The sequence below is a fragment of the Mesorhizobium opportunistum WSM2075 genome (assembly GCF_000176035.2).
Classification (GTDB): Bacteria; Pseudomonadota; Alphaproteobacteria; order Rhizobiales; family Rhizobiaceae; genus Mesorhizobium; species Mesorhizobium opportunistum.
The window spans coordinates 567,881-589,730 of record NC_015675.1; the positions used below are offsets into that span (position 1 = coordinate 567,881).

Here is a 21,850-nt window from a genome sequence, read left to right on the forward strand (position 1 = left end):
CGGACCTGGACGCGCAGATCGACGTTACAGCGCATTTTTGTATTAGTAAACAGTATTAGTTTGACCTTGCTGGGGCGCCCATCGTTGCGACATCGCGGCTGCTTTGCCGACAAACCGCTGTGTTGGCGCGCGGGCGCTTACGCCTTTCTGTTCCTGCCGTTCCGGGATGCACATCGTCACATGGCGATGGACGGACAGTCTACTAATAGATATAAACGCAGCGACGATTCCTATAAGCCGGCGACGCCGCGCCGTCTTGCCGGACGGCAAGGCCGCCGCTAGGACAGGCCGGGGATCTGGGGACACGAATGCAATGAGCGAGACGACGGACGGCCCTATCGAAACGGCGCGGCGCCGCAAGGCGGCGGCGAAGCCAAAGGGCCGGGTCACCATGACCGACATCGCCAGGGCCGCCGGCTGTTCGCAAGCGACGGTTTCCTTCGTGCTCAACAATTCGCCGGGGATAAAACTGTCGCAGCAAACGCGCGAACGGGTGATCGAGGCCGCCCGCGCGCTCGGCTACAGCGCGCCCGCCTTCTCGGCGCTGAAGACGCCGATTGCCGCCTTCGAGGGGCGAGTCTTCGAAGGACCGGTCTTCGATGGACTTGACGGGGTGATCGGCTTTGCCGTCGACCAGTTGGCGACCAGCCCGGAAGCGGTGGTCGCCATCGAGGGCGCCCGCCAGGCCTCGTGGAACGCCGGCAACGTGCTTCTGGTGGCGCAGACCATGGGCGACGCCGTGATGGAGCCGCGCGCCATCCAGGCGCTGACCAGGCGGGGCATTTCGGCACTGATCTACATGACCATCTTCACCCGCGAGATCACCGCGCCAGACTATCTCTATGGCCTCGACATCCCGGTGATCCTGCTCAACTGCTACACGGCGGACTATGCTTTCCCGGCTGTGGTGCCCTCCGAGATCGCCGGCGGCCAGAGTTCCACCCGCCACCTGATAAGCCACGGGCACCGCCGCATCGCCACCATCACCGGCGAACCCTGGATGCAGGCCGCGCAGGACCGGCTGAAAGGCTACCGCCGCGCGCTCGCCACCGCCGACATCCCGTTCGATCCCGAACTGGTGGTCGAGGGCGACTGGTCGGCCAGTGCCGGCTATGCCGCGACCGTCAAGTTGCTCGCGCTAAAAGACCGCCCGACCGCCATCTTCTGCCAGAACGACCGTACCGCGATCGGCTGCTACGAAGCGCTGAAGGAGGCCGGCCTGCACATTCCGCAGGACATCTCCGTGGTCGGCTACGACGACGAGGAAATCGCCCGCCACCTGTTCCCGCCGCTGACCACCTCGATCCTGCCGCACATGGCGATGGGCCAGTGGGCGATCGAACAGCTGGAGGCACCGCCGGCGCCTGGACGGGGACGCTACCCGATCACCAAGCTGGAGTGTCCGCTGGTGGAACGGGACAGCGTGAGGGCGGTGAAGGGCGGCTAGACGGCTGGCTTCTCCCCGCAAGGATTTGGCCGTTCAGGCCTCAGAAGGGGATTTCAGCGCCCGCCTGTTCGTCGAACAGAACCGAGCACCCCCGCGCAAGCGCCACCTTCGAAAGCGCATTTGCCACCGCGTGGTCCGATGACACGAAATCGCCGGTCAACACCCGCAACTCTTCCACCCCTTCGGCCATCGAGACGAAATTCCCAACCGCGGGATCGCGCTTGCACGCCTCGACCACGCAAAGCAGATCGATCATTTCGAAGCTGTGCATATCCAGCCTCCGGAAAGAATCCGTCCCTTGCAGGGTTATGAACGCATCCGTGGGAGATAATGTTCCCGGCTCGCCTTCAAGCTGGAGTGGCCGCCTGTGGAGCGGGAGCGTGTGAGGCGGTGAATGCCGGCTGACGGCAACTTGTTGGCGAACAGGCACCGAGCGCCATGGACTGGATAAAAGGCGGGTTTGGAATATTTCATTCCTCGACAGGCTACTCAAATATGATTGACCAGCCGGGATGATTGCCCAGCCGGTTTTCGGAAAGGTCCCTGACATGGCACTCAACGGTCCCCGCCCGACCTGGCTTACCTTCGACTGCTACGGAACGCTGATCCAGTGGGATGAAGGGCTGATGGCGGCGATGGAGACGATCCTGTCGCGCAAGGGCCGCAAGATCGGGGCGGAAGAATTCATTCCCGTCTACGACCGGCATGAACACCAGCTGGAGCATACCAAGCCGCATCTCTCCTTCGCCGACGTCACGGCAAAAGCCTTGCAGCTGGCGATGCGCGATTTTTCGCTGGATGCGGATGCCGGCGACGCTGAATTGCTGACGTCTTCGATCGGGCGGATGCCGCCTTTCCCGGAAGTTGTCGCGACGTTGCGCCGGCTGAAGCAAGCCGGCTTCAAGCTGGCGATCATCTCGAACACCGACGATGCGATCATCGCCGGCAATGTCGCGCAGTTGGGCGGCGCAATAGACCGGGTCATCACGGCGCAGCAGGCGCAAGCCTACAAGCCGTCGCGGCAGATTTTCGAACATGCCTGGCGGGCCCTTGGCGTGACCAGGGAAGACCTGGTGCACATCTGCGCCAGCCCGCATCTCGACCTGACCGCCGCACGCGACCTCGGCTTTCGCGCCGTGTGGGTCGATCGCGGCACCGGGCGACGGCCGCCGGCGGACTATGAGCCGGACGCGATTGCGCATGGGCTGGATGACGTGCCGGGGTTTTTCGAGAAGGCTGGGTGGGTTTAGCGGGTGGTTCGGGAAATCGGCGGCCTGCTCATTTCTCCGCAGACGTCCACACATGGGCGAACTCGACACCGCGAAGACCGGCGTTCCGGACCTTCTCAACGAAACTGCCGGTGACGTAGACGGCCGAGGCCCGCATCGGCAGTCTGAAGAGCTCTGCGGCGCCAATTCTCTCTGTCCTGAAGACATGACGCTCGATGTCGAGGATGTCTCCATTGTCGAAATAGGCGATGCGCGACCGCTCATGATCGAGGGCGTCGAGGACTGTCGTGGCGTTGAAAAGCCAGACCGCTTCCCCCTTTATGGGCAGAAGCTGCCCGTGCTCGACAAGAACCGGCGCCAGTGCTTCGACGGCGGGCTTCTTCAAGATCGGCGCGTGTTCGCCCAGCCACGGGAAATCGGAGTAGGTCCGACCTGCCGTATCCAGTTTCATGACAGGGGCGATCCAATCCTGAATGACGCGTCCGTCCAGCGCGAAAAAGGTCTCATAATCGTCGTCATCAGCCGGGAATATCCATTCCTGATCTTCGACGACTTGGAACTTGTGTACGGTCAGTGGCATCGCGCGTTTTCTCCCCGGCGATCATCGTCAGAATTCAGCATGCATTTTGCGAAACAGGCGCGGCGAGACGCCGAAGCGGCGCTCGAAGGCTTCGGAGAAGCGCGTCGCCGGGGACAAGCCGATCTCGGCCGCGACCGACTTCAGCGAAAGCCCGCGGCACAGCAGCATGCGGGCGGCATCGAGGCGCGCTGTCTCGACAAACCGGGCCGGCGTTTCGCCGGTGGCCGCGACGAACTTGCGATGAAACGTCCGCTCGCTGAGGCCGGCGCGATCGGCCAGCACAGGAACTTCCAGCGATGCGCCGAGGTTCGCCAGTATCCAGGCGATCAGCTCGGCGAAAGGACTATCGGCCTTCACTTGCGCCTGAAGCAACGGGCTGAACTGGGACTGGTAGCCGGGGCGTCGCGCATAAAGCACGAGCCGTTTGGCGACCTCGCCGGCAATCTCGGCGGACAGATCGTGCGCGACCATGGCGAGCGCCATGTCGATGCCGGTGGTAACCCCGGCTGAGGTCCACAGCCGCCCATCGACCACGTAGAGCGAATCCGGATCGACGGTGATGGATGGAAAGGCGGCGCCAAGCGGCGCGCAGGCATCCCAGTGTGTGGCGACACGATGCCCGTCGAGCAGTCCGAGCCTTGCGAGGATGATCGCGCCTGAACAGACGGAGCCAAGCCGTTGCGCCTTGCCCGCCAGCTTCCGGAGCGATGCTGCCCAGGCGGAATGCGCAAGGACCGGCAGCAGGTGCTCGCGCTCCGCGCCGGCGACAAGGAGCGTATCGACCGCCTTGCGGGCGCGTTCTTCCAGGCTTCGCGTCTCGACGGCGATGCCGCTGCTGCTCGCCACCGACCCGCCCGCGGCCGAGACGAGGTCGATAGCATAAAACGGTGGTTTCTCACGCAACCCCAGAGATCGATTGGCGCTGGTGAACACCGAGATCGGCCCCGACGTGTCGAGGAGCTCGAAGCCGGGATAGACGGCGAAGGTGACATGATGCATTGGCAGAAAATGCCATGTTTATGTCATTCCCGCCAGAGGGTGCGCTCGATACCGTGACGAGGGGAGCTACGCTCGATCGGGGATGCCCATGCGCAATCTCATCTGGGCTGGATTAGCCCTCATCGCCCTGCCGGCGGCAGGCCTCGGCCTTTGGCTGAGGACGCAGCTCGAATACCCGCAATACGGAGCGGGACGATGAAGGCGCTGATCGCCGGCGCCGGCATCGGTGGGCTAACGACCGCGCTCTTCCTGCACCGGGCCGGCATCGAGGTGGAGATCTTCGAGCGCGCCGAGGCGGTGCGCGAACTCGGCGTCGGCATCAACATGCTGCCGCACGCTGTCGGCCTGCTGGCCGAACTCGGGCTGATGGCGGCACTCGACGCGGCCGCAATCCGCACGCGCGAACTGATCTATGCGAACCGGTTCGGCCAGATCGTCTGGCGGGAGCTGCGCGGCATCGAGGCAGGCCATGCCGTGCCGCAATTCAGCATCCATCGCGGCACGCTGCTGGGCTTGATTCATCGGGCTGTGATCGACCGGTTGGGGCCGGGCGCCATCCGCACGAATTGCGCCGTGACCGGCTTCGAACAGGAGGGGCGCCGGGCCACGGTTTACCTCTCGGAAGCCGGGAAGTCCTTGCAGGCGAGCGGCGATCTGCTGGTCGGTGCCGACGGGATTCACTCCACCGTGCGCGCAAACCTCTATCCCGACGAGGGGCCGCCGATCTGGAACGGCGTCATGCTCTGGCGCGGCGCCACGTGGTGGCCGACATGGCGGGACGGCCGCACCATTGCGATCGCTGGCGGCAACCATGCCAAGTTCGTCTTCTATCCGATCGGAAAGGATCCCGACAATCCAGGCATGCGTCTGACCAACTGGGCCGTGAGGGCCAGAAGCCGCCAAGCAACCAGCCGAACGCTCACCCTTGGCGACTGGAGCCGGCCCGGCAAGCTCGACGAGGTCTTGCCGTTCGTGCGCGACCGCTTCCACCTGGATTACGTCGATCCGGCCGAGATCATCCGCGCCACCGGCGCGTTTCATGAATATCCCAACTGCGACCGCGAACCGCTGCCGCGCTGGTCGTTCGGACGCGTCGCGCTGTTGGGCGACGCCGCCCACCCCATGTATCCCGTGGGCTCGAACGGAGCGAGCCAGGCCATCCTCGATGCGAGCTCCCTGGCGGAACATCTGCGGACCCAGGGATCGGTGGAGGCCGCGCTCGCGGCATACGACGCGGAACGCCGTCCCAACACGGCGCAAATCGTCCACTCCAACCGCAAGGGCGGGCCGGAAGGCGTGATCGACCTCGTGGAAAGCCGAGCGCCCGACGGCTTCGACGACATCGAGACCGTCGCATCCTACGAGGAACGCCAGCGGGTCGTGCGTGGCTATGCAAGCCTGGCCGGATTTGCCGCGGACAATCCGCAAGGGACAGTCAAGCAGGCGAAAGGTAGGTTAAGGCCATGACGCCAATGTTCGACCTTTGCGCTCTCGGCTTTTTTGCAGCTTCTCATGACAGCCGCTAAGAGGCGAAGCCGGTGTCCATTCAAGTTGGACTCAATCCTACAAAAGGGGCGCTCGGCAAGGCGGAAGTTGGCGAAAAGGCCGCTTCACCCTTTCCGATGAACGTGCTTGGTGGGTTTAGAGCGCGACGCGCAACGGATCAGGCGATATGGCACCGATCGCCACGATTTCTGCGAGAGCGACAAACCGCGATCGACTGCCGCAACGCGCTGAAGTAGCCGACCTGCTGCCGGATGTTTCCTTGTCTGCCTCTTCCCAGCGCTAACGACATCGACCCATATGGCGACCGGCCGATGGGCCGGCGCTGTCCCAAACCACCCGCCAGAAAGCCGGCCAGAAAGGATGACACGGCATTCTGAGGTTTGGCCCACATAGACACCGGCAAACCAGCTTGCCAATCCCCCCATTTGGCAAGGATAGGATCTATATCTGATGCCACGATACCTCGATCGAATTGCGCTGGCAAAATATTTTTCTACAATGTATTCTCGTTATTTAAGCATACAGTCCATGCCATCAGGTATCCACCTCGCGCAATTGCTCTCCTGACACAGCGTGGAGGCAATAAATCGTGCGTCTCGGTGTCGATTCTTGATGAATTTGGTGGAGAGCATTCGGCCTAGTCCTTTTTGGAGGACGGCGGGTAGCGGCATAGGGAGATAAGTCAGTGGCCGACAAGAAGTCGTTCATGAAAATTGCGCTTACGCCGACTCGTGATATTATATCGCCCCCGGTGCCTATAGTGCCCTTCGCTGATTGGGACTATTATTACACGACCAAGTCACTTGAATGGCGCGCAGATAAAGGCATCGCGATGGAACCGGTCGCGGTCAGCGTTCCCGCCGGCTTTGTTACAGATCTTGCCAGCATTCCGCCGGAATTCTGGAGCGGATTACCTCCTGCGGCGCGCTATTCTTATCCGGCGATCGTCCACGATTATTTGTATTGGTTCCAGCCATGCAAGCGAGAAGAGGCCGACGGAGTCCTTAAGGCAGCTATGGCAGATATGAAAGTGTCCTCGGCCACGGCTTTCATCATCTATCAAGCAGTGCGGTTGGGCGGCGGAAGAGCTTGGGACGCTAACGCAACTATGCGCGACGCCGGTGAACGCAGGGTTCTCTGCAAATATCCCTCTGATGTCGCGACGACATGGAACCAATGGAAGCAGCAGCCGAACGTTTTCACTCCTGAATAGTGCTCTATGCGTCCAGTTCGTTTTGGAGGATGCCGATGATCGCGATGAGCCAGGCACTGGTGATTGGCAACGGCGCATATGCGCCCAATCTTAAGCTTGCTTGCCCACCGAATGATGCGACCGAGGTCGGTCGTACGCTTGGCGAGCTCGGCTTCCAAGTGACGCTTGGTATTAATCTGAGTTTTGAAACGACACTGGCCCAGATCGAAAAGTTCGTAGCACTGGTAAATGAGCCTACCACGACCGTTTCTCTGCTTTATTATTCTGGCCATGGCCTTCAGATCGACGATCAGAACTACATGGTACCAATTGATTTCGATCAATTCGCAGAACAGAAAATCGCACAACTCGTCAGCGTGCAATCGATCGTTGAGAAAATGACGAGCAAAACAGCCGTACGCATCGTATTGCTAGATGCTTGCCGCAACAACACAGATGCTCGTGTTTTTGTTGGCGGCAAGGGCATCAAGGTCGGCAAAGAAATACTCATCGACAACCAGCCCATACCGGCGACCGGGCTTGCTTCGATGCAAGCCGCAACCAACACGTTCATCGCTTTCGCAGCCGCGCCAGGGCAGGTAGCCTATGATGGATCGCCCGGCGACCTCCTTAGTCCGTTCTCGGCGAGTTTCGTCAGGTATCTCGATGCGGTTGACCTTCCGATCTCCAACCTGACGAGTCGAATTCGTCAGGATGTCCTCAATCACACCGACGGGAACCAGCGCACGTGGGACCAGTCGTCGCTGATGGCACCTTTCTATTTCAATCCGGGCAGCCTCCTCCTTTTCACAGGCAACCTAATGGCTCTCGTCGGTCTATTTCTTTCACTCATCCCTTACTCGCTCATTCTGGCCTGGCCGAACCGCACATGGCCATGGCTGATGATCGCGTCCGCTCTTCCTATGATATCCTTGGGCATCTTGCTCTTCGGTGCACAGACAGTCTATTCGCGGTTGCGAGGACGTTTTGAAGGCGATTCCAATGCGCCTCATACCATCGTGGAGCATCTCAGGACCGCTGCCCAGAAGGGTTTGCTCGGCGGCTATCTCGGCTCATCCGCCGCATCGCTACTCCTAAGCCTGCTCTATTATCGAGGCTGGGATTGGCCTACGGAACCGTTTGGAGCGTTGTTGCTCGAAATTACCATTGCTACGGCATTGACGGCTTGCCTGCTCGGTGCGCTTGGCCTTTTTTTCGCACGTGCCTCGATAGGTTGGAGTGGTTTCTATGTGACAGATGACCGCTCGCCGCGCCGTATGGTAATCGGCGCCACTTGCGGCGGAGCACTGGCTGGGGTGATCGCCGCACCACTGATAACGATGTATTTTGGCAAGATTCACGATCGGCCGGAAATGACGCCAGGCCTTTTGCTTCCCGGATCGATCCTCGGAGCTTCGATCATCATTTTTTCGATCGTGAATTTTGACTTTGAGCGGCTGAGCGCGCGCCGCGTGCGAACTAGCGCAGGCGCGGCAGTCGCGGCGCTCGCCTTGGGCGGGGTCGCTGCCTGCATTGTTTTCGGACCATTATATATGTTTGGCGTGGTTGATGCAGTTAAACTCTATCTCGAAATCAACGCGAACAACCTGCTTGGGCTAGCCAGCGGCGGCGCCGTATATGGCCTTCCTGTTGGTGTTGTCCTCGGTGTTGTCATCGGCTCCGCTATCGTTTTGACGGAGAAATGGTCGCGCAAGCCAGTGCTTGAGTGACTAAAGTTAACCAACTGATTTCTTCACTTGCCCCCGAGAGATGGGTGACATCTCAGTCTGGATAGATGGGTTACACTTTCGGCCCTTTGCAGGGAGAGCAAGGTGCCTTGGAAGGAGTGTAGCGTCATGGAGGAGCGGCTGAAGTTCGTCGCCCGGCTGCTGGCGATGGAAGATGGTGGCGCTGGGCCGAGGGTTCGATATCGCGCAGGACTGATTACAAGATCCTCGCGCTACAAAGCGTTACCCTCCGGTATAAACCGTAACTCATGTCTCCGGGCCGTGCAGGCAAATATTGGCGCACCCGACAGGATTCGAACCTGTGACCTCTGCCTTCGGAGGGCAGCGCTCTATCCAGCTGAGCTACGGGTGCTTCCCGGGAACCGGAAAACGAAACATCCGGTGAACCGGCAAGTCACGGCTTCTTAGCGGAAGCCGGGGCGGGCTTCAACGGGCAATCGGCGATTGGCTACACGGCCTGCCCTTCGCAGGCTCCCTGCCCTTCGGGCGTTCAACCCCTTCAAAAGGTCCACTGGACCTTTTGATCCGCCCGAAGGCGGACCGGGTCTTCACCGTTCGTCGTTCGAAAAGCCAAGCAATTGGCTTTTCGTCCGCTTCGCGGATCACGCCTCACCCTCCCCCTTCACTGTCCGCCTTACCCCGCGCACCGCCCGCTTCGCCTTCTTCGCACCGGTCAGCTCATGCATGGCATCCAGCTGCATCTGCTGCATCTCCGCCAGGCGCGTCCATTGGCGCGAGATGAGGTAGTCCAGCTTTTCGTGCAGATGGCGCACTTCGAGCTCGGCTTTGAGGTTGACGCGGTAGTCGTTGAAGGAGCGCAGGCGGTCCTTGGCCTCCGTCCGTCTCTGGCTCATCATGATGATCGGCGCTTGGATGGCGGCGATGCAGGAGAGCAGGAGGTTGAGCAGGATGAAGGGATAGGGGTCGAAGGCGCTGCTCATGCCGGCGATCAGGTTGATGCCGATCCAGATCAAAAGCACGCTGCCAAACGAGATCAGGAACCACCAGCTGCCGCCGAAGGCCGCCATGTTGTCGGAGACACGGTCGGCGAAGGAGCGGTGCTCCTCGAATTCTTCTTCCGAGTTTTCGGAAATCGTGTCCTGCCGGGCGATCGATTCCACCACCTGGCGGTCGAGCTCGGAGAATTCGCCGTGCTCCTGCTGCAGCAGCTCCTCCATGTAGCGCATGCGGTAGCGGCCGAGCTCCTCGCGGCTGATGCGGGCGCCCTTGGGCAGGTCCGGATGATCCGCGTGGATGCGGTCGGCGAGGCTCGGGCGCAGCGTGTCGATGCGCACCAGGTCGCGCTTGCGGAATTTGCGGCCCGAGATCGCCGACGGTTTTTTCTTCGGCTTGAACCGCGACGCGCCAGTACCTGAAGGTTCGGAGTCCGGAACCTCGGGCGTGTCGAAATGCTCGTCGGAAACCCCGTGCAGGTCCTCTTCGATGGTCGGCGCTTCGAAATATTCGCCGCCGCTGTCGTTCTCATTGTCCGCCGCCTTCTGCTCGGATGCCTTGGGAACGGTGCTCATGGTGCTGGCTCCTGCTGTGGCGCTGGTGGTCTAGGATACGCCGAGGCGACGGGGCATGGCCACCGCCGGATTCCGCAGCCTATGCCACGGCTTCCGCACGATTGTGTGACATTCGTGAAACGATAGCCGGCTGTGGGTGTTTCGCGGCTCCTAGCGGCGACGGGCTCCGTGCCCTCACTGCTGTTCGGCGAACATCAGCCGGGTCTTGGTGTCGGCCACCATGGGCGACAGGCTGCGCTGGATCAGCGCCTCGACATGGTCGTTGCGCTGGCGGGCCGAGTCGGCGCCCATCACCACCACGATCAGGCGGCGGCCGTCGGCATTGTAGGAGGTGACGATGTTGAAGCCGGAGGCCCTGATGTAGCCGGTCTTGATGCCGTCGACGCCACGCACGCGGCCGAGCATGTCGTTGTGGCCGCGCACCAGCCGGCCGCGGAACATGAAGTCGCTCTCGGAGAAATAGTGGAAATGCTGGGGAAAGCGGGAATGCAGCGCCATGCCGAGCAGCGCCATGTCGCGCGCCGTCGTCATCTGGCTGTCGTCGGGCAAGCCGGATGCGTTGCGGAAGGTGGTGCTGGTCATGCCGAGCTGGCGCGCCTTGGAGGTCATCATGGCGGCGAACTGATCCTCCGAGCCGCCGAGATATTCGCCGACCGCCACCGCCACGTCATTGGCCGACTTGACGACGATGGCGCGGATGGCGGAATCGACGTCGATCGTTTCGCCACGCCGGAAGCGCATCTTGGTCGGCGGTTGCGAGGCGGCGTGGTCGGAGACCGGGATCTGCGTTTCCTTGGTGACGCGGCCGGAGTCCATCGCCTCGAACAGCAGATAGAGCGTCATCATCTTGGTCAGCGAGGCCGGGTAGCGCTGCGCGGTCGAGTTGACCTCGAACAGCTGCTTTCCGGTCTGTGCGTCGACGACAATGGCGGCATATTTCTGCGGCGGCGCGGGCACGGCCAGAACCGAATCCGGCGGCGTCGTGGTCGAGCAGCCGGCCAGCAGCACCAGCAAGGCAAATGCCGCGAGAACTTTGTGGACGAACGAAAGGGGATGCAGGTGGGACAAGGGGCAGGTCTGTTCTTGGTAGGCCGTTGCTCGAGATGCGGCGAAGCTAACGTAACGCGATTGGTGCGTCCATTTGGTTAATGATGGTTAGCCCCAGGAATATGGTGGCCATCGGAGACCTGGGTTCCTCTCCCTAACCGAGGGGTCGGTGATATGCGATCGCCCTGCGGAGTGGGGAGAGGAAGAGGTTGCGAAGGCCGCCCCGAAATAGCCCCGTTCCTATCTTTCTGTGCCAGAATCGCGTTTCCTGTGGGAAGGGGCGCGGCATCTGGCGGCTTGGGGGTGGCATGACGAATATCGGGGCCGGGGGCGCAGCGCCCTCGCTTATCAGGGCATCTCTCAGCCGCACCGGCAAATGGGCCGGCAGCATCGCATTTATCGGCGGCGCGGTTTCCGACATCCTCAATCCGCTGGCGCCGTTCGCCGCCTATATCGCGCTGGTCGCATCGATCGCGGCGGTCATCATCGCCATTGCCATCGTCCTGCGGCTCGTGCTGGCGGCCAAGGCGCTGCCGGCGCTGGTGTTCGCCACCAGTGCGGCGGCGGTCGCGGGCGGCGTCTATGCCGTGCAGAAGGAGACCAGCTCGCAGAACGGCATCATCGCCAGCCTTGTGCCGGCGGTCGCGAGACTGCAGCAGTCGATCGGCATCGTCTCCGAAAAGGTGGCGAAGATCGAGCAGACGGTCACGCAAACGCAGAAGACCGTCGAAGAGGTCAAGAAATCGACCGACACGGTGGCGCAGAAGGCCGATCAGATCGCGTCCGCCCAGCAGCAGCAAACGCAGCAGGGCGCCGAGACGCAAAAGACCGTCGAGGCGGTCAAGCAGACCACCGACACGCTTGCCGCCGGCCAGCAACAGCAGCAGGCCCAGGCGGAGAAATTGCAGGCGACGACCGAACAGATCGCCGTCTCGATCGACACCATCGCCAAGGGGTTTGCCCAATTGGCGGCCCAGGGCGGGGCGATCGCCGAGCCAAAACGGCCGGACGAGTTCTACCACAATGCCCGCGTCTACGAACTGTCGGGCGACATGCTCAACGCGCGGCGCGCCTACCTTGCCTTTGCCGGCTTCGATGTCGACGCCATCGACCCCTATACGCGCTTCGCCACGCTGCTTCGGGTGCAGGACGGCAAGGCCGGCGCGCGCGAAGTGTTCGGCCAGATTGCGGAGAAGGCCAAGTCGCCGTCGATCAAGCTCGTCCACCTGCTGCAGTTCGACGACGCCCAGCGGGTCGACAAGCTCAATGCGTTCATCGCCGCCAATCCCGGCTACGCGCCCGCCTATTACCTCCTGGCGCAGGAGTTTTCGGAAGACCGCCTCGGTAGCCAGACGCTGGCCGACAAGCGCGGCGAAGCCCAGGCGCTGACGAAATTCGTCGCTTACGAGAAGGATGGCGGGCTGCTCAAATATTTCGTCGACCAGACCCAGCTGGCCGACTGGCTGGACCGCAGCCGCAGCCGGCTGACAGCGCTTGGCGACGTGCTCGACCCCGCCCGCTTCGCGCCGTCGCTGACGCCGATGCGCTCCAACCAGGGCTGGTCGATGACCATCTCGCTGCCGGAGCCGGCGACCGCGATTTCCTGGCGTATCGGCGACAGCGGCGCCTTTACCGATACTGGCGTGCTGGCACTCAACGACCAGCGCACCGGCAAGCCGATGCCCAATCCGAGCTTCGAGTTGCCGGACAGCACGGCCGCGACCACCATCGCGATAAAATATCTCGACATCCGGGGCCGAGAGACCGGTCCGTTCGACATCCGCTTCGATCCCGATGCGGCGCTTCAGCAAGGCGACAAGCAGATCCTCGACCAATTCTGGACGTCATGGATCGCCTTCGATGCCGGCGGCAATCATGGGCTGGTCTATTTCACGCAGATGCTGTCCTACCGCTGCGCCATCAAGGAAGTCCGCTACAGCCTGAACGGCGCGGCACTCGACAAGCAGATCAAGATGCCGCCCTGCGACAAGAAAGATCCTTATGCCATCCCCTACGACTACCAGCCCTATTTCAAGGTCGCCGACAGCGTGAAATCGATGTCGGTGCAGGTCACCTACACCGACAGCACAAAATCACCGGTGCGGGAATACAAGCGGCAGTAGGTCTGCTTACCCTGCCCCTTGTGTTCCCTGTGGGGAGGGTGAGGCAGCGTGATGCGAAATGCCCGACATCACGCTTGCGCAAGCCGCGCCGAACGGGTTCTGGTTGCGCCTTCAGAATCGGGTGAGCGCGCAATGGACATCAGCACGATCAAGGCCAGGGGCATTTCTGTTTCGCTCGATCTCACCGTCGGCCACATCGCCGACATGACCGTCGACGGCGACGGACGCCAGTTGAAGCCGCTGCATCGCGCGCCCTGGGTCGACGCCGGCGAGACCTTGCCGATGGACCTGCCGCAAGGCACGGTTCGCCTGTCGGGGGATTTCCTCTGCGCGCCGTTTTCGCGCAGCGATGTCGAGGACGCGCCGCTGCATGGCTGGCCGGCCAACAGCGCCTGGGACATCACCGAAAGCAGCGCCACGGACGGTGGCTGGCGCGCCGTTTTCCGGCTGCGGCACAAGGTCATGGGCGCCAGCGTCGACAAGATCCTCACCCTCATCGACGGCCATCCCTTCCTCTACCAGGAGCACGTGTTTTCCGGCGGCCATGGCGCGATTTCCGTCGCCCATCACCCGATGACGGCGATGAAGGGCGGCGGCCGGCTGGCCTTTTCGCCGAAGCGCTTTGCCGCGACGCCGGCCGACCCGCTGGAGCCCGATTCCGCACGCGGCCGCTTCATGCTGGCCTATCCGGCGCGGTCGGCCGACCTCGGCCATTTTCCTGCCGCCGCCGGCGGCACGCGCGACCTGACGGACTACCGCATGGATGACCGGCGCGAGGATTTCGTCACCCTGATCGAGGCCGACCATGGCGGGCCGGGCTGGACAGCACTTGCCCGCAAGGCCGAGGACGATCTGGTGCTGGTGTTGAAGAACCCGGCTGAACTGCCTGTAACCATGCTGTGGCTGAGCAATGGCGGCCGCGACTACGCGCCGTGGAGCGGCCGCCATCTGGGCGTGCTCGGCATCGAGGATGGGCGCGCCGCTGTCGGCCACGCCGCCTCGATCGGCGACAACTGGCTGAAACGAGAGGGCGTGGCGACCGCCTTTGCGCTCGGCGACCGCTTCTCGTTTCGCCATGTCATCGGCGCCCTGCCGCTGCCGGGTGGCGAACCGCCGCAGGAGGTTGTCACGGCGGATGGCCGCATGCGGCTGTCGGCCGGCGGCTCGACATGGGACGTGCCGTTCGACAGCGATTTCCTGCGCATCGGCCAGCCTGCCGCGGCATAGGCACGAGATCGCGCAATGGCGGATTTGAAATTTCGCCCGACTGCCGCCAAGATGCGGCGAAATTGTCGTGCATCATCAGGGCCGGCCATCTAGGCCGACTATCTGGGCCGACCATCAGGGCAAGTGAGGCTCCCATGTCCGAAATCGCGCACCTCGCCGCCACTATCTTCAAGCGCGCCGGCAAGGCAAAGCGCTTCATCGTCGCCATTGCGGGGCCGCCGGGAGCGGGCAAGTCGACATTGTCGGCGAGCCTGCATGACCTGTTGCCAGAAGGAGCCGTGGAAGTCGTGCCGATGGACGGCTTCCACTATGACGACATCGTGCTCAACGCGCGCGGCCTGCGCGCACGCAAGGGCGCGCCGGAAACCTTCGACTTCGCCGGCTTCGAAGCCCTGCTGAAGCGCATCCGGGCCGGCGAGGCCGAGATCGCGATCCCCGTCTTTGACCGCGGCTTGGAGCTGTCGCGCGCCGCAGCGGCGATCGTCGGCACCGAAACCAAGTTCATCCTGGTCGAAGGCAATTACCTTTTGCTCGACGAGGAGCCGTGGTCGCGGCTGGCGCCGCTGTTCGACTACTCGATCTTCGTCGACGTGCCGCGCAACGAGCTCGAGCGCCGCCTGATGGAGCGCTGGCACGAGCATGGCCGTTCCGACGCCGATGCGCGCGCCTGGATCGCCTCCAACGACATGCCGAACATCGAACGCGTGCTGGCACGGCGCCGGGCGGCCGACCTGGTCATTGGTTAACCTGCTTAATTTTCGGTATTCTTGGACGGGAACCTTAAGAGTTTCGCGCCGTTATGCCTCAGAACCAGTTTGTGTGGCGTGAGGGATTTTGCATGGCAACCAAGGCTAGAAAACCCGCAAAGACGAAACCCGCGAAGGCAACGCAAGCGAAAGCCGGTGCTGGCCCCGCGGTAGCCGAACGCTCAAAAGACGCCAAAGGCGCTTTCGGCAAGGCGGCACCCAGAAAAGTAGTCCCGGCCGCGAAGACGGCCAGCCCGCGCAAAGCGGCGCCGAACAAAGCCGGTGCCGTTCGAACCGCGGCGAATGTCGCCGCAGGTGCGGTGGTTGCAACCGCCCGCGGGGCCGCCTCGCTTGCCGCCTCCGTGATCGGCAGGGGCAGTTCGAAGGCGAAAGCGAAGTAGCAGGCAGCAGGGCGGCAGTCCGCCTCAGGCCTTTGCCGGAATGGTCAGGCCCTTTTGAACCGCCGGCCGTGCCAGGCCGCGCTCCAGCCATGCCGCTACATTGCCAAAATCATCGAAACCGACGAGGTCGCGGGCTTCGTAGAAGCCGATCAGGTTGCGCACCCAGCCGAGCAGCGAGATGTCGGCGATGGTGTAGTCGTTGGCCATGATCCATTTGCGGCCCTTCAGCCTGCCGTCGAGCACACCGAGCAGCCGCCGCGATTCGTCACGATAGCGCTCCAGCGGGCGCTTGTCGGCGATCTCGCGGCCGGCGAATTTGTGGAAGAAACCGACCTGGCCGAACATCGGCCCGACCGAAGCCATCTGGAAGAACACCCACTGGATCGTCTCATAGCGGCGCGCGGCGTCCACGGGCATGAGCAGGCCGGTCTTTTCGGCGAGATAGAGCAGGATGGCGCCGGATTCGAACAGGCCGATCGGTTTGCCGTCCGGGCCATTGGGATCGATGATCGCCGGTATCTTGCCGTTGGGGTTGAGCGACAGGAATTCCGGCGTCCAGCTTTCGTTCTGGCCGATATTGATCCAATGCGGTTCGTAGGGCAGGCCGATCTCTTCCAGGGCGATCGATATCTTCACTCCATTCGGCGTCGTTGCCGAATAGAGCTGGATCTGGTCCGGGTGCTTGGCCGGCCAGCGCGCGGTGATTGGAAAGGCGGACAGGTCGGCCATCGTGAACTCCTGAATGGGGATGCGCAAAAGCGCGGTGCTGGCGGGTCCGCAAAGAATTAGGCGCGCGGCCGGGTGTGATCAATATGGCGGCGACGGTTTCGCCATGACGGACCGTCAACCAGACCGGACGGAGCGCCACCGCCGGTGGCATTCCGAATCATCGGCAGTCGTGACCGCAGGGATGCGGTGGTGACCGCAGGGGTCAAACAGCCTTGAAGGCCAGCACCGCGTTGGTGCCGCCAAAGGCAAAGCCGTTGCTGATCGCGGCGCGCACCTTGCGTTCGCGGGCCACATTCGGCGTCACGTCGAGGTCGCAATCGGGATCGGCCTCGCGGAAATTCGCCGTCGGCGGCACGACGCCTTCGCGGATCGCCATGACGCAGGCGATCATTTCCAGTCCGCCAGAGGCGCCTAGGCAATGGGCGTGCATCGACTTGGTCGAGGAGACCGACAGCTTGTAGGCGTGCTCGCCGAAGACGCGCTTGATGGCGGTGGTCTCGATCTGGTCGTTGGCCTTGGTGCCGGTGCCATGCGCGTTGAGATAGTCGATGTCCTCGGGATTGAGCCCGGCATCGGCCAGGCAGAAGCGCATCGCGGCTTCCGGGCCCTCGATGGTCGGCGCGACGATGTCGGACGCGTCGGCCGACAGGCCGGTGCCGGCGATTTCGGCGAGGATGGTGGCGCCGCGCGCCGTCGCATGTTCATAGCTTTCCAGGACAGCCATGCCGGCACCCTCGCCCAGCACCAGCCCTTGGCGATCGGCCGAGAACGGCCGGCACGTGTCGGGCGACAGCACGCGCAATGCCTCCCAGCCCTTCAGCACGCCCCAGACCAGCGGCGCATCAGTGCCGCCGGCCACCATGACATCGGCGCGGCCGAGCCTGATCTGGTCCACCGCCGAGGCGATGGCGTGGTTGGCCGACGAGCAGGCCGAAGTGACGCCGAACACGGGCCCACGCAGGCCAAGGTGCATGCTGACCTGGCCGGCGGCGGCGCCCGGCATGACCCGGGGCACGGTGAAAATGCCGGCGCGATTCTTGCCCTCGACCAGGATGGCGCGATAGTTCTCCTCGACCGTCTCGAACCCGCAGACGCCGACGCCGACAATGGTTCCCATGCGATAGGTGTTGTCGGCATGCGCGGCCAATCCGGACTGTTGCAGGGCTTCGCGCGCCGCGATCACCGCCAGCAGGCTGAAACGGTCCATCGACACCAGTTGCTTGCGCTCGATGCCGTGATCGGGCAGCGCCTTGACCTCGCAGCCCGTCCTGACCTTCAGGTCGTGCAGGGAATGATTTTCGATCGGGCCTATCGCCGAGCGGCCGGCGCGCATCTCGCCCCAGATTGCCGGCGCATTGGTGCCGAGCCCGCATATGCCGCCAAGGCCGGTGATGACGACGCGTTTCAGCATTCGGTCAGGCTTTTTTCGCGATCAGCGCGCGAACGGCCTCGACCATGTCGCCAACGTTCTTCAGATTGCTCCAGGCGTCGACCGTGTTCATCTCGATCTCGATGCCATATTGCTCCTCGAGATCGAAGATGATCTCCGTCAGCTCCAGCGAATGGATGCCGAGCGCCGTCAATTCGGTGGCGGTGGTGATTTCCTCACCGCCCGGCTCGGCATGGGCCTTGATCTTTTCGATGATTTCCGTTGCCAGTTGGTCGGCCATTCGGTTTCTTCCCCACTTTTTCGTTTCCCGACGCCAACTGAACAGCGCCTTTTTGTCCTCGATATCAGGCCGCGATTGTCGCCTTCTACCCCCGCCAAGCATCGCATGACCGCACCAAGGTGGCTCCCTCTATAGAAACGGAAACGCTATCAAGCAACAAGCTATATGTCGACAAAACCGCCGCAGTGCTTAACCTGGCGGCGTGGACACGATCGAATATACGAAGTTTTCAGGCCAACCGGCCCAGCGCGCCGCCGGCCTGGCCCAGCTTGGCTGCGCCAGTATCGACGGCCGCACGCGGCTGCGCCGCCTCTATCAGGACGGCTCCGCCAAGATAAGGCTGCCGGCGGTTTCGGCCGGACCGCTGGAAGCAGTGCTGATCAACACCGCCGGCGGGCTGACCGGCGGCGACCGCCTCGGATGGGACGTGGATGTCGGCGCAAATGCCAGCGCTGCGATAACCACCCAGGCCTGCGAGAAGGTCTATCGCGCCGCGTCCGACCGCGCCGAGGTGTCGATCAAGCTGACCGTCGGCGAAAACGGCCGTATTGCATGGTTGCCGCAGGAAACCATCGTCTTCGACCGGGCGGCCTTTGCCAGGACATTGGATGTCGAACTTGCCGCAGGGACCGAGGCGCTGCTGGTGGAGGCGACGGTCTTTGGCCGCCTGGCAATGGGCGAACGTGCCGCGCACGGCAATTTCCACGACCGCTGGCGCGTCCGTGGCAATGGGTCCCTCATCCATGCCGAGGATTTCCGCATCGGACCCGACATCGCCGCGATCCTGGGCCGTCCGGCCGTCGCCGGCGGCGCGATCGCGGTGGCAACGCTGCTGCTGGTGTCGCCACGGGCAGAGGCGCTGCTCGATCCGGTCCGGGAGATCATCGGCGACCAGGGTGGCGCCAGCATCTGGAGCGTAGGGACATCTGGCAAGCTTCTTGCGAGGCTTTACGCCGAGGACGGCTACCAGTTGCGCCAGCGGCTGGTTCCGCTCGTCGGATTGCTCAATGGAGAGGCGGGACTGCCCAAATTATGGTCACTGTGATTCTGTTCGCATCATTTCAGGCAAACGCATGAACCTAACGCCAAGGGAAAAGGACAAGCTGCTGATCGCCATGGCGGCAATCGTGGCACGCAAGCGACTGGAGCGCGGTGTCAGGCTCAACCATCCGGAAGCGATCGCGCTGATCACCGATTTCGTCGTCGAAGGCGCCCGTGACGGCCGCCCGGTCGCCGAGCTGATGGAGGCGGGCGCCCATGTCGTCAGCCGCGCCCAGGTCATGGAAGGCATCGCCGAGATGATCCATGACGTGCAGGTGGAGGCGACCTTCCCCGACGGCACGAAACTGGTGACCGTGCACGAACCCATCAGGTGAGGAGACCGGAATGCTGGATCTGCGTCCAAACTGCGAATGCTGCGACAAGGACCTTCCGCCGGAGGCGACGGACGCGTTGATCTGCACCTTCGAGTGCACCTTCTGCGCCGACTGCGCGGAAGGCGTGCTGGGTGGCGTCTGCCCGAATTGCGGCGGCAATTTTTCCGCCCGGCCGATCCGTCCCGCCGCGATGCTGAAGAAATACCCGGCTTCGACCAAGCGCGTCCTCAAGGCCGAGGGCTGCGGCCCGCGCAAGGCCGCGTGACCCCTGCGACACCGCAAACGAAAGGCAAGTAGAATGATCCCCGCCAAACGCCTGTGCCTCTCGGCGATCCTGTTGATGGCCGCCGCCATGCCGGCCTATGCCCATGTCGGCATCGGCACGACATCCTCCTTCACCGCCGGCTTCATGCATCCGCTCTCCGGCCTTGATCACATGACGGCGATGATCGCGGTCGGACTATGGGCGGCACTCAAGGGCGGCAAGGCGATCTGGGCCTGGCCGGCGGCTTTTGCCGGCGTCATGCTGGTGGGCGGCGCACTCGGCATGCTGCACATGCCGCTGCCGTTCGTCGAGCCGGGCATATTGGCGTCGGTCGTGGCGCTTGGGCTGCTGGTGGCGCTGGCGACCGATCTCCCGGTGTCCACGGGTGCCACCATCCTCGCCCTGTTCGCGCTGTTTCACGGCCATGCCCATGGCACCGAAGTGCCGGAGAATGCCGGCGGGCTTGAATACATGGCCGGATTTGCCGTCGCCACCGTGCTGCTCCATGCCACCGGCATTGCCGCCGGCCTCAGCCTTGGCCAGAGGTTGCGCGGCCTGGCCCGCATCGCGGGCGCGGCCTGCGCGGCGATCGGCGTCGGCCTTGCCTTCGGCGTGGTGTGAGGTCCAATGATCCCCGGCGAAATCATCCCCGCACAAGGCGACATCGAACTCAACAAGGGCTTGGCGACCGTCACCCTGAAAGTCGCCAACAGCGGCGACCGGCCAGTCCAGGTCGGCAGCCACTATCATTTCTTCGAAACCAATGAAGGGCTGAAGTTCGACCGCGAACGGGCACGCGGCATGCGCCTCGACATCGCCGCCGGCACCGCCATGCGCTTCGAACCGGGCCAGGAACGCGACGTCACGCTGGTGCCGCTCGGCGGCAAGCGCGAGGTCTATGGATTCCAGCAGAAGGTGATGGGCAAGCTGTGAGATCGGTGGGATCTCATGCGTGGTGCGCCAAGACGGCGACAGGCTTTGGGGCAAGCGTGAGAGCGCACGGTGCTTTCAGCCGGGCGGTTTGGCGGCCGCGTAGATGACGATCTTTCCGGGATCGTCGAACTCGACGGCAAGGACGTCCTCGGCCAGCACGCGCCGCGAATCGATAGCATTGAAGAGCAGGGCGTTGGCCTCGATCTCCTTGCGCAGCTCCGCCACATCGTCCTGATGCTGCCGAACCTTGTTCTCGATGACCGGCGGCGGGCCGCCTTCGCTGCGCGCCGCATCGGTGAGGAAGACGATGTCGACCCTGTCGAGCTTGGACGTCTTGCGCACGGTGCTGATGTTCTCACGCGTGCGGTCGATCGCCGAACTGACTTTTCCAATTTCCGCGGTGGCCTTGGCCTCTTCCTGATTGACCTGCGACCCGACGATCCTGTCGACGGTCTCCGGGCTTTCGAGGCTCTGCGCGTTCAGCACCGCCTGGGGGATGCTTGCCGCGAGAAAGGCCGCCGCCGCAAACGCATGTGGCCATCTGGCATCGGGCAGTATCGTGACGGTCATCGCTCGCTTTCGTGGTTCGTTCCAACCTCTGGGAAACGAAACGCTTCCAGCCTTGCCACGGTTCCCTTCACGGTTTCCTTCACGATGCGCCCGGCGGACCGGATGCCGGCCCGCCAGGCCGGATCGTCAGCTGGCTTTCTTGGTGATCAGGGTCAGCGCGCCATTGGGCTCCATACTGGCCGCGACCACTTGCGCCGAGGTCATTCCCTTGGCCTCCAGCGCGGATTTGACCTTGGGCGTGGCATCGATCGAGCTGCGCAGTTTCTTCAGGCCGTCATCGCCGCGCTGGGCGATCACCTGGTTGACCTGCGTCTGGGTGTCCTTCGGCAACTCGGTGATGTCGACGATGTTGACGCTCTGGATCGCCGGCGCGGCCTGCTGACCGCCAGGAGCCGGCGCGGCCGGCGCCTGGGCGGGCTGTTGCGCAGGTTGCTGCTGGGCACTGGCGGCGCCCGCCAGCGTCAGGGTGGCGGCGGCTGCAAGAACTATCGCTTTGCGCATGGATCTTCCTTCCATCGATTTGGCAAACGGTC

General features: G+C 63.1%; 24 protein-coding genes and 1 tRNA gene. 14 read left to right on the forward strand and 11 right to left on the reverse strand.

Annotated features, from left to right (window positions below):
* The first annotated feature begins 313 nt into the window (after positions 1 to 313).
* Positions 314 to 1,447 (forward strand): LacI family DNA-binding transcriptional regulator, encoded by a 1,134-nt coding sequence (locus tag MESOP_RS02590; protein WP_013891762.1) that lies wholly within the window; start codon positions 314 to 316, stop codon positions 1,445 to 1,447.
* A gap of 40 nt (positions 1,448 to 1,487) precedes the next feature.
* Here the strand turns inward: MESOP_RS02590 and MESOP_RS02595 are convergent, their stop codons facing one another.
* Positions 1,488 to 1,718, reverse strand: a complete 231-nt coding sequence (locus tag MESOP_RS02595; protein WP_013891763.1) for a hypothetical protein — start codon at positions 1,716 to 1,718, stop codon at positions 1,488 to 1,490.
* Positions 1,719 to 1,995: 277 nt separating this feature from the next.
* Between MESOP_RS02595 and MESOP_RS02600 the strand changes: the two genes are divergently transcribed.
* The gene (locus MESOP_RS02600) at positions 1,996 to 2,697 is read left to right on the forward strand and encodes a haloacid dehalogenase type II (protein WP_013891764.1); all 702 of its coding nucleotides are present in this window, start codon (positions 1,996 to 1,998) and stop codon (positions 2,695 to 2,697) included.
* 28 nt (positions 2,698 to 2,725) lie between these two features.
* On the opposite strand, the gene MESOP_RS02605 is transcribed toward MESOP_RS02600, so the two are convergent.
* Both MESOP_RS02605 and MESOP_RS02610 read right to left on the reverse strand, forming a co-directional pair.
* Positions 2,726 to 3,256, reverse strand: coding sequence for an imm11 family protein (locus MESOP_RS02605; RefSeq protein ID WP_013891765.1), 531 nt, complete (start codon positions 3,254 to 3,256; stop codon positions 2,726 to 2,728).
* Between the two features lie 27 nt (positions 3,257 to 3,283).
* A complete protein-coding gene (locus tag MESOP_RS02610) occupies positions 3,284 to 4,255 on the reverse strand; it encodes a GlxA family transcriptional regulator (protein WP_013891766.1) in 972 nt (323 codons plus the stop codon).
* Positions 4,256 to 4,450: 195 nt separating this feature from the next.
* Here MESOP_RS02610 and MESOP_RS02615 point away from each other — a divergent pair, with 195 nt between their 5' ends.
* The 3 genes from MESOP_RS02615 (at position 4,451) to MESOP_RS02625 (ending at position 8,683) form a co-directional block, all read left to right on the forward strand.
* Positions 4,451 to 5,722 carry a flavin-dependent oxidoreductase gene (locus tag MESOP_RS02615; protein WP_013891768.1) on the forward strand — a complete coding sequence of 424 codons (1,272 nt, stop codon included), beginning with the start codon at positions 4,451 to 4,453 and terminating at the stop codon, positions 5,720 to 5,722.
* Between the two features lie 724 nt (positions 5,723 to 6,446).
* Positions 6,447 to 6,974 carry a DUF1353 domain-containing protein gene (locus MESOP_RS02620; RefSeq protein ID WP_013891769.1) on the forward strand — a complete coding sequence of 176 codons (528 nt, stop codon included), beginning with the start codon at positions 6,447 to 6,449 and terminating at the stop codon, positions 6,972 to 6,974.
* Positions 6,975 to 7,009: 35 nt separating this feature from the next.
* Complete coding sequence (locus tag MESOP_RS02625) at positions 7,010 to 8,683, forward strand: caspase family protein (RefSeq protein WP_013891770.1); 1,674 nt, start codon at positions 7,010 to 7,012, stop codon at positions 8,681 to 8,683.
* A 293-nt stretch (positions 8,684 to 8,976) separates the two neighbouring features.
* Here the strand turns inward: MESOP_RS02625 and MESOP_RS02630 are convergent.
* The 3 genes from MESOP_RS02630 to MESOP_RS02640 form a co-directional block, all read right to left on the reverse strand.
* Positions 8,977 to 9,053: transfer RNA gene (locus tag MESOP_RS02630), tRNA-Arg, on the reverse strand.
* 250 nt (positions 9,054 to 9,303) lie between these two features.
* Entirely contained in the window at positions 9,304 to 10,230 is a 927-nt protein-coding gene (locus tag MESOP_RS02635) for a DUF1003 domain-containing protein (RefSeq protein WP_013891771.1), read from the reverse strand.
* A 174-nt stretch (positions 10,231 to 10,404) separates the two neighbouring features.
* Positions 10,405 to 11,298, reverse strand: a complete 894-nt coding sequence (locus tag MESOP_RS02640; RefSeq protein ID WP_013891772.1) for a D-alanyl-D-alanine carboxypeptidase family protein — start codon at positions 11,296 to 11,298, stop codon at positions 10,405 to 10,407.
* Between the two features lie 287 nt (positions 11,299 to 11,585).
* On the opposite strand from MESOP_RS02640, the gene MESOP_RS02645 reads away from it, so the two are divergent.
* The 4 genes from MESOP_RS02645 (at position 11,586) to MESOP_RS36660 (ending at position 15,774) form a co-directional block, all read left to right on the forward strand.
* Positions 11,586 to 13,400, forward strand: coding sequence for a hypothetical protein (locus MESOP_RS02645; RefSeq protein WP_013891773.1), 1,815 nt, complete (start codon positions 11,586 to 11,588; stop codon positions 13,398 to 13,400).
* Between the two features lie 132 nt (positions 13,401 to 13,532).
* Positions 13,533 to 14,627, forward strand: coding sequence for a hypothetical protein (locus tag MESOP_RS02650; RefSeq protein ID WP_013891774.1), 1,095 nt, complete (start codon positions 13,533 to 13,535; stop codon positions 14,625 to 14,627).
* 134 nt (positions 14,628 to 14,761) lie between these two features.
* A complete protein-coding gene (locus MESOP_RS02655; protein ID WP_013891775.1) occupies positions 14,762 to 15,373 on the forward strand; it encodes a nucleoside triphosphate hydrolase in 612 nt (203 codons plus the stop codon).
* Between the two features lie 92 nt (positions 15,374 to 15,465).
* On the forward strand, positions 15,466 to 15,774 hold the full coding sequence (locus MESOP_RS36660; RefSeq protein WP_013891776.1) for a hypothetical protein: 309 nt from the start codon (positions 15,466 to 15,468) through the stop codon (positions 15,772 to 15,774).
* Between the two features lie 24 nt (positions 15,775 to 15,798).
* On the opposite strand, the gene MESOP_RS02665 is transcribed toward MESOP_RS36660, so the two are convergent.
* The 3 genes from MESOP_RS02665 to MESOP_RS02675 form a co-directional block, all read right to left on the reverse strand.
* Positions 15,799 to 16,503: a glutathione S-transferase family protein gene (locus tag MESOP_RS02665; protein ID WP_013891777.1), complete on the reverse strand. Its 705-nt coding sequence runs from the start codon at positions 16,501 to 16,503 to the stop codon at positions 15,799 to 15,801.
* A 202-nt stretch (positions 16,504 to 16,705) separates the two neighbouring features.
* Positions 16,706 to 17,914: a beta-ketoacyl-[acyl-carrier-protein] synthase family protein gene (locus MESOP_RS02670; RefSeq protein WP_013891778.1), complete on the reverse strand. Its 1,209-nt coding sequence runs from the start codon at positions 17,912 to 17,914 to the stop codon at positions 16,706 to 16,708.
* A gap of 4 nt (positions 17,915 to 17,918) precedes the next feature.
* A complete protein-coding gene (locus MESOP_RS02675) occupies positions 17,919 to 18,173 on the reverse strand; it encodes an acyl carrier protein (protein WP_013891779.1) in 255 nt (84 codons plus the stop codon).
* A gap of 202 nt (positions 18,174 to 18,375) precedes the next feature.
* Between MESOP_RS02675 and MESOP_RS02680 the strand changes: the two genes are divergently transcribed.
* From MESOP_RS02680 to MESOP_RS02700, 5 genes are read left to right on the forward strand one after another with little or no spacing between them, the layout of a single operon-like run.
* Positions 18,376 to 19,218, forward strand: a complete 843-nt coding sequence (locus MESOP_RS02680) for an urease accessory protein UreD (RefSeq protein ID WP_013891780.1) — start codon at positions 18,376 to 18,378, stop codon at positions 19,216 to 19,218.
* 28 nt (positions 19,219 to 19,246) lie between these two features.
* The gene (locus MESOP_RS02685; protein ID WP_013891781.1) at positions 19,247 to 19,549 is read left to right on the forward strand and encodes an urease subunit gamma; all 303 of its coding nucleotides are present in this window, start codon (positions 19,247 to 19,249) and stop codon (positions 19,547 to 19,549) included.
* 10 nt (positions 19,550 to 19,559) lie between these two features.
* The gene (locus MESOP_RS02690; RefSeq protein ID WP_013891782.1) at positions 19,560 to 19,814 is read left to right on the forward strand and encodes a DUF1272 domain-containing protein; all 255 of its coding nucleotides are present in this window, start codon (positions 19,560 to 19,562) and stop codon (positions 19,812 to 19,814) included.
* A gap of 33 nt (positions 19,815 to 19,847) precedes the next feature.
* On the forward strand, positions 19,848 to 20,435 hold the full coding sequence (locus MESOP_RS02695) for a HupE/UreJ family protein (RefSeq protein WP_013891783.1): 588 nt from the start codon (positions 19,848 to 19,850) through the stop codon (positions 20,433 to 20,435).
* 6 nt (positions 20,436 to 20,441) lie between these two features.
* A complete protein-coding gene (locus MESOP_RS02700) occupies positions 20,442 to 20,747 on the forward strand; it encodes an urease subunit beta (RefSeq protein ID WP_013891784.1) in 306 nt (101 codons plus the stop codon).
* Positions 20,748 to 20,822: 75 nt separating this feature from the next.
* Here the strand turns inward: MESOP_RS02700 and MESOP_RS02705 are convergent, their stop codons facing one another.
* Both MESOP_RS02705 and MESOP_RS02710 read right to left on the reverse strand, forming a co-directional pair.
* Positions 20,823 to 21,317: a hypothetical protein gene (locus MESOP_RS02705; protein ID WP_013891785.1), complete on the reverse strand. Its 495-nt coding sequence runs from the start codon at positions 21,315 to 21,317 to the stop codon at positions 20,823 to 20,825.
* A 126-nt stretch (positions 21,318 to 21,443) separates the two neighbouring features.
* Complete coding sequence (locus MESOP_RS02710; protein WP_013891786.1) at positions 21,444 to 21,818, reverse strand: hypothetical protein; 375 nt, start codon at positions 21,816 to 21,818, stop codon at positions 21,444 to 21,446.
* Positions 21,819 to 21,850 lie beyond the last annotated feature (32 nt).

Excerpts from the sequence above, each read along its gene's own strand:
- MESOP_RS02590 (WP_013891762.1), top strand. The coding sequence starts at position 314 with ATGAGCGAGACGACGGACGGCCCTATCGAAACGGCGCGGCGCCGCAAG.
- MESOP_RS02595 (WP_013891763.1), bottom strand. The coding sequence starts at position 1,718 with ATGCACAGCTTCGAAATGATCGATCTGCTTTGCGTGGTCGAGGCGTGC.
- MESOP_RS02600 (WP_013891764.1), top strand. The coding sequence starts at position 1,996 with ATGGCACTCAACGGTCCCCGCCCGACCTGGCTTACCTTCGACTGCTAC.
- MESOP_RS02605 (WP_013891765.1), bottom strand. The coding sequence starts at position 3,256 with ATGCCACTGACCGTACACAAGTTCCAAGTCGTCGAAGATCAGGAATGG.
- MESOP_RS02610 (WP_013891766.1), bottom strand. The coding sequence starts at position 4,255 with ATGCATCATGTCACCTTCGCCGTCTATCCCGGCTTCGAGCTCCTCGAC.
- MESOP_RS02615 (WP_013891768.1), top strand. The coding sequence starts at position 4,451 with ATGAAGGCGCTGATCGCCGGCGCCGGCATCGGTGGGCTAACGACCGCG.
- MESOP_RS02625 (WP_013891770.1), top strand. The coding sequence starts at position 7,010 with ATGATCGCGATGAGCCAGGCACTGGTGATTGGCAACGGCGCATATGCG.
- MESOP_RS02635 (WP_013891771.1), bottom strand. The coding sequence starts at position 10,230 with ATGAGCACCGTTCCCAAGGCATCCGAGCAGAAGGCGGCGGACAATGAG.
- MESOP_RS02645 (WP_013891773.1), top strand. The coding sequence starts at position 11,586 with ATGACGAATATCGGGGCCGGGGGCGCAGCGCCCTCGCTTATCAGGGCA.
- MESOP_RS02650 (WP_013891774.1), top strand. The coding sequence starts at position 13,533 with ATGGACATCAGCACGATCAAGGCCAGGGGCATTTCTGTTTCGCTCGAT.
- MESOP_RS02655 (WP_013891775.1), top strand. The coding sequence starts at position 14,762 with ATGTCCGAAATCGCGCACCTCGCCGCCACTATCTTCAAGCGCGCCGGC.
- MESOP_RS36660 (WP_013891776.1), top strand. The coding sequence starts at position 15,466 with ATGGCAACCAAGGCTAGAAAACCCGCAAAGACGAAACCCGCGAAGGCA.
- MESOP_RS02665 (WP_013891777.1), bottom strand. The coding sequence starts at position 16,503 with ATGGCCGACCTGTCCGCCTTTCCAATCACCGCGCGCTGGCCGGCCAAG.
- MESOP_RS02670 (WP_013891778.1), bottom strand. The coding sequence starts at position 17,914 with ATGCTGAAACGCGTCGTCATCACCGGCCTTGGCGGCATATGCGGGCTC.
- MESOP_RS02675 (WP_013891779.1), bottom strand. The coding sequence starts at position 18,173 with ATGGCCGACCAACTGGCAACGGAAATCATCGAAAAGATCAAGGCCCAT.
- MESOP_RS02685 (WP_013891781.1), top strand. The coding sequence starts at position 19,247 with ATGAACCTAACGCCAAGGGAAAAGGACAAGCTGCTGATCGCCATGGCG.
- MESOP_RS02690 (WP_013891782.1), top strand. The coding sequence starts at position 19,560 with ATGCTGGATCTGCGTCCAAACTGCGAATGCTGCGACAAGGACCTTCCG.
- MESOP_RS02695 (WP_013891783.1), top strand. The coding sequence starts at position 19,848 with ATGATCCCCGCCAAACGCCTGTGCCTCTCGGCGATCCTGTTGATGGCC.
- MESOP_RS02700 (WP_013891784.1), top strand. The coding sequence starts at position 20,442 with ATGATCCCCGGCGAAATCATCCCCGCACAAGGCGACATCGAACTCAAC.
- MESOP_RS02705 (WP_013891785.1), bottom strand. The coding sequence starts at position 21,317 with ATGACCGTCACGATACTGCCCGATGCCAGATGGCCACATGCGTTTGCG.
- MESOP_RS02710 (WP_013891786.1), bottom strand. The coding sequence starts at position 21,818 with ATGCGCAAAGCGATAGTTCTTGCAGCCGCCGCCACCCTGACGCTGGCG.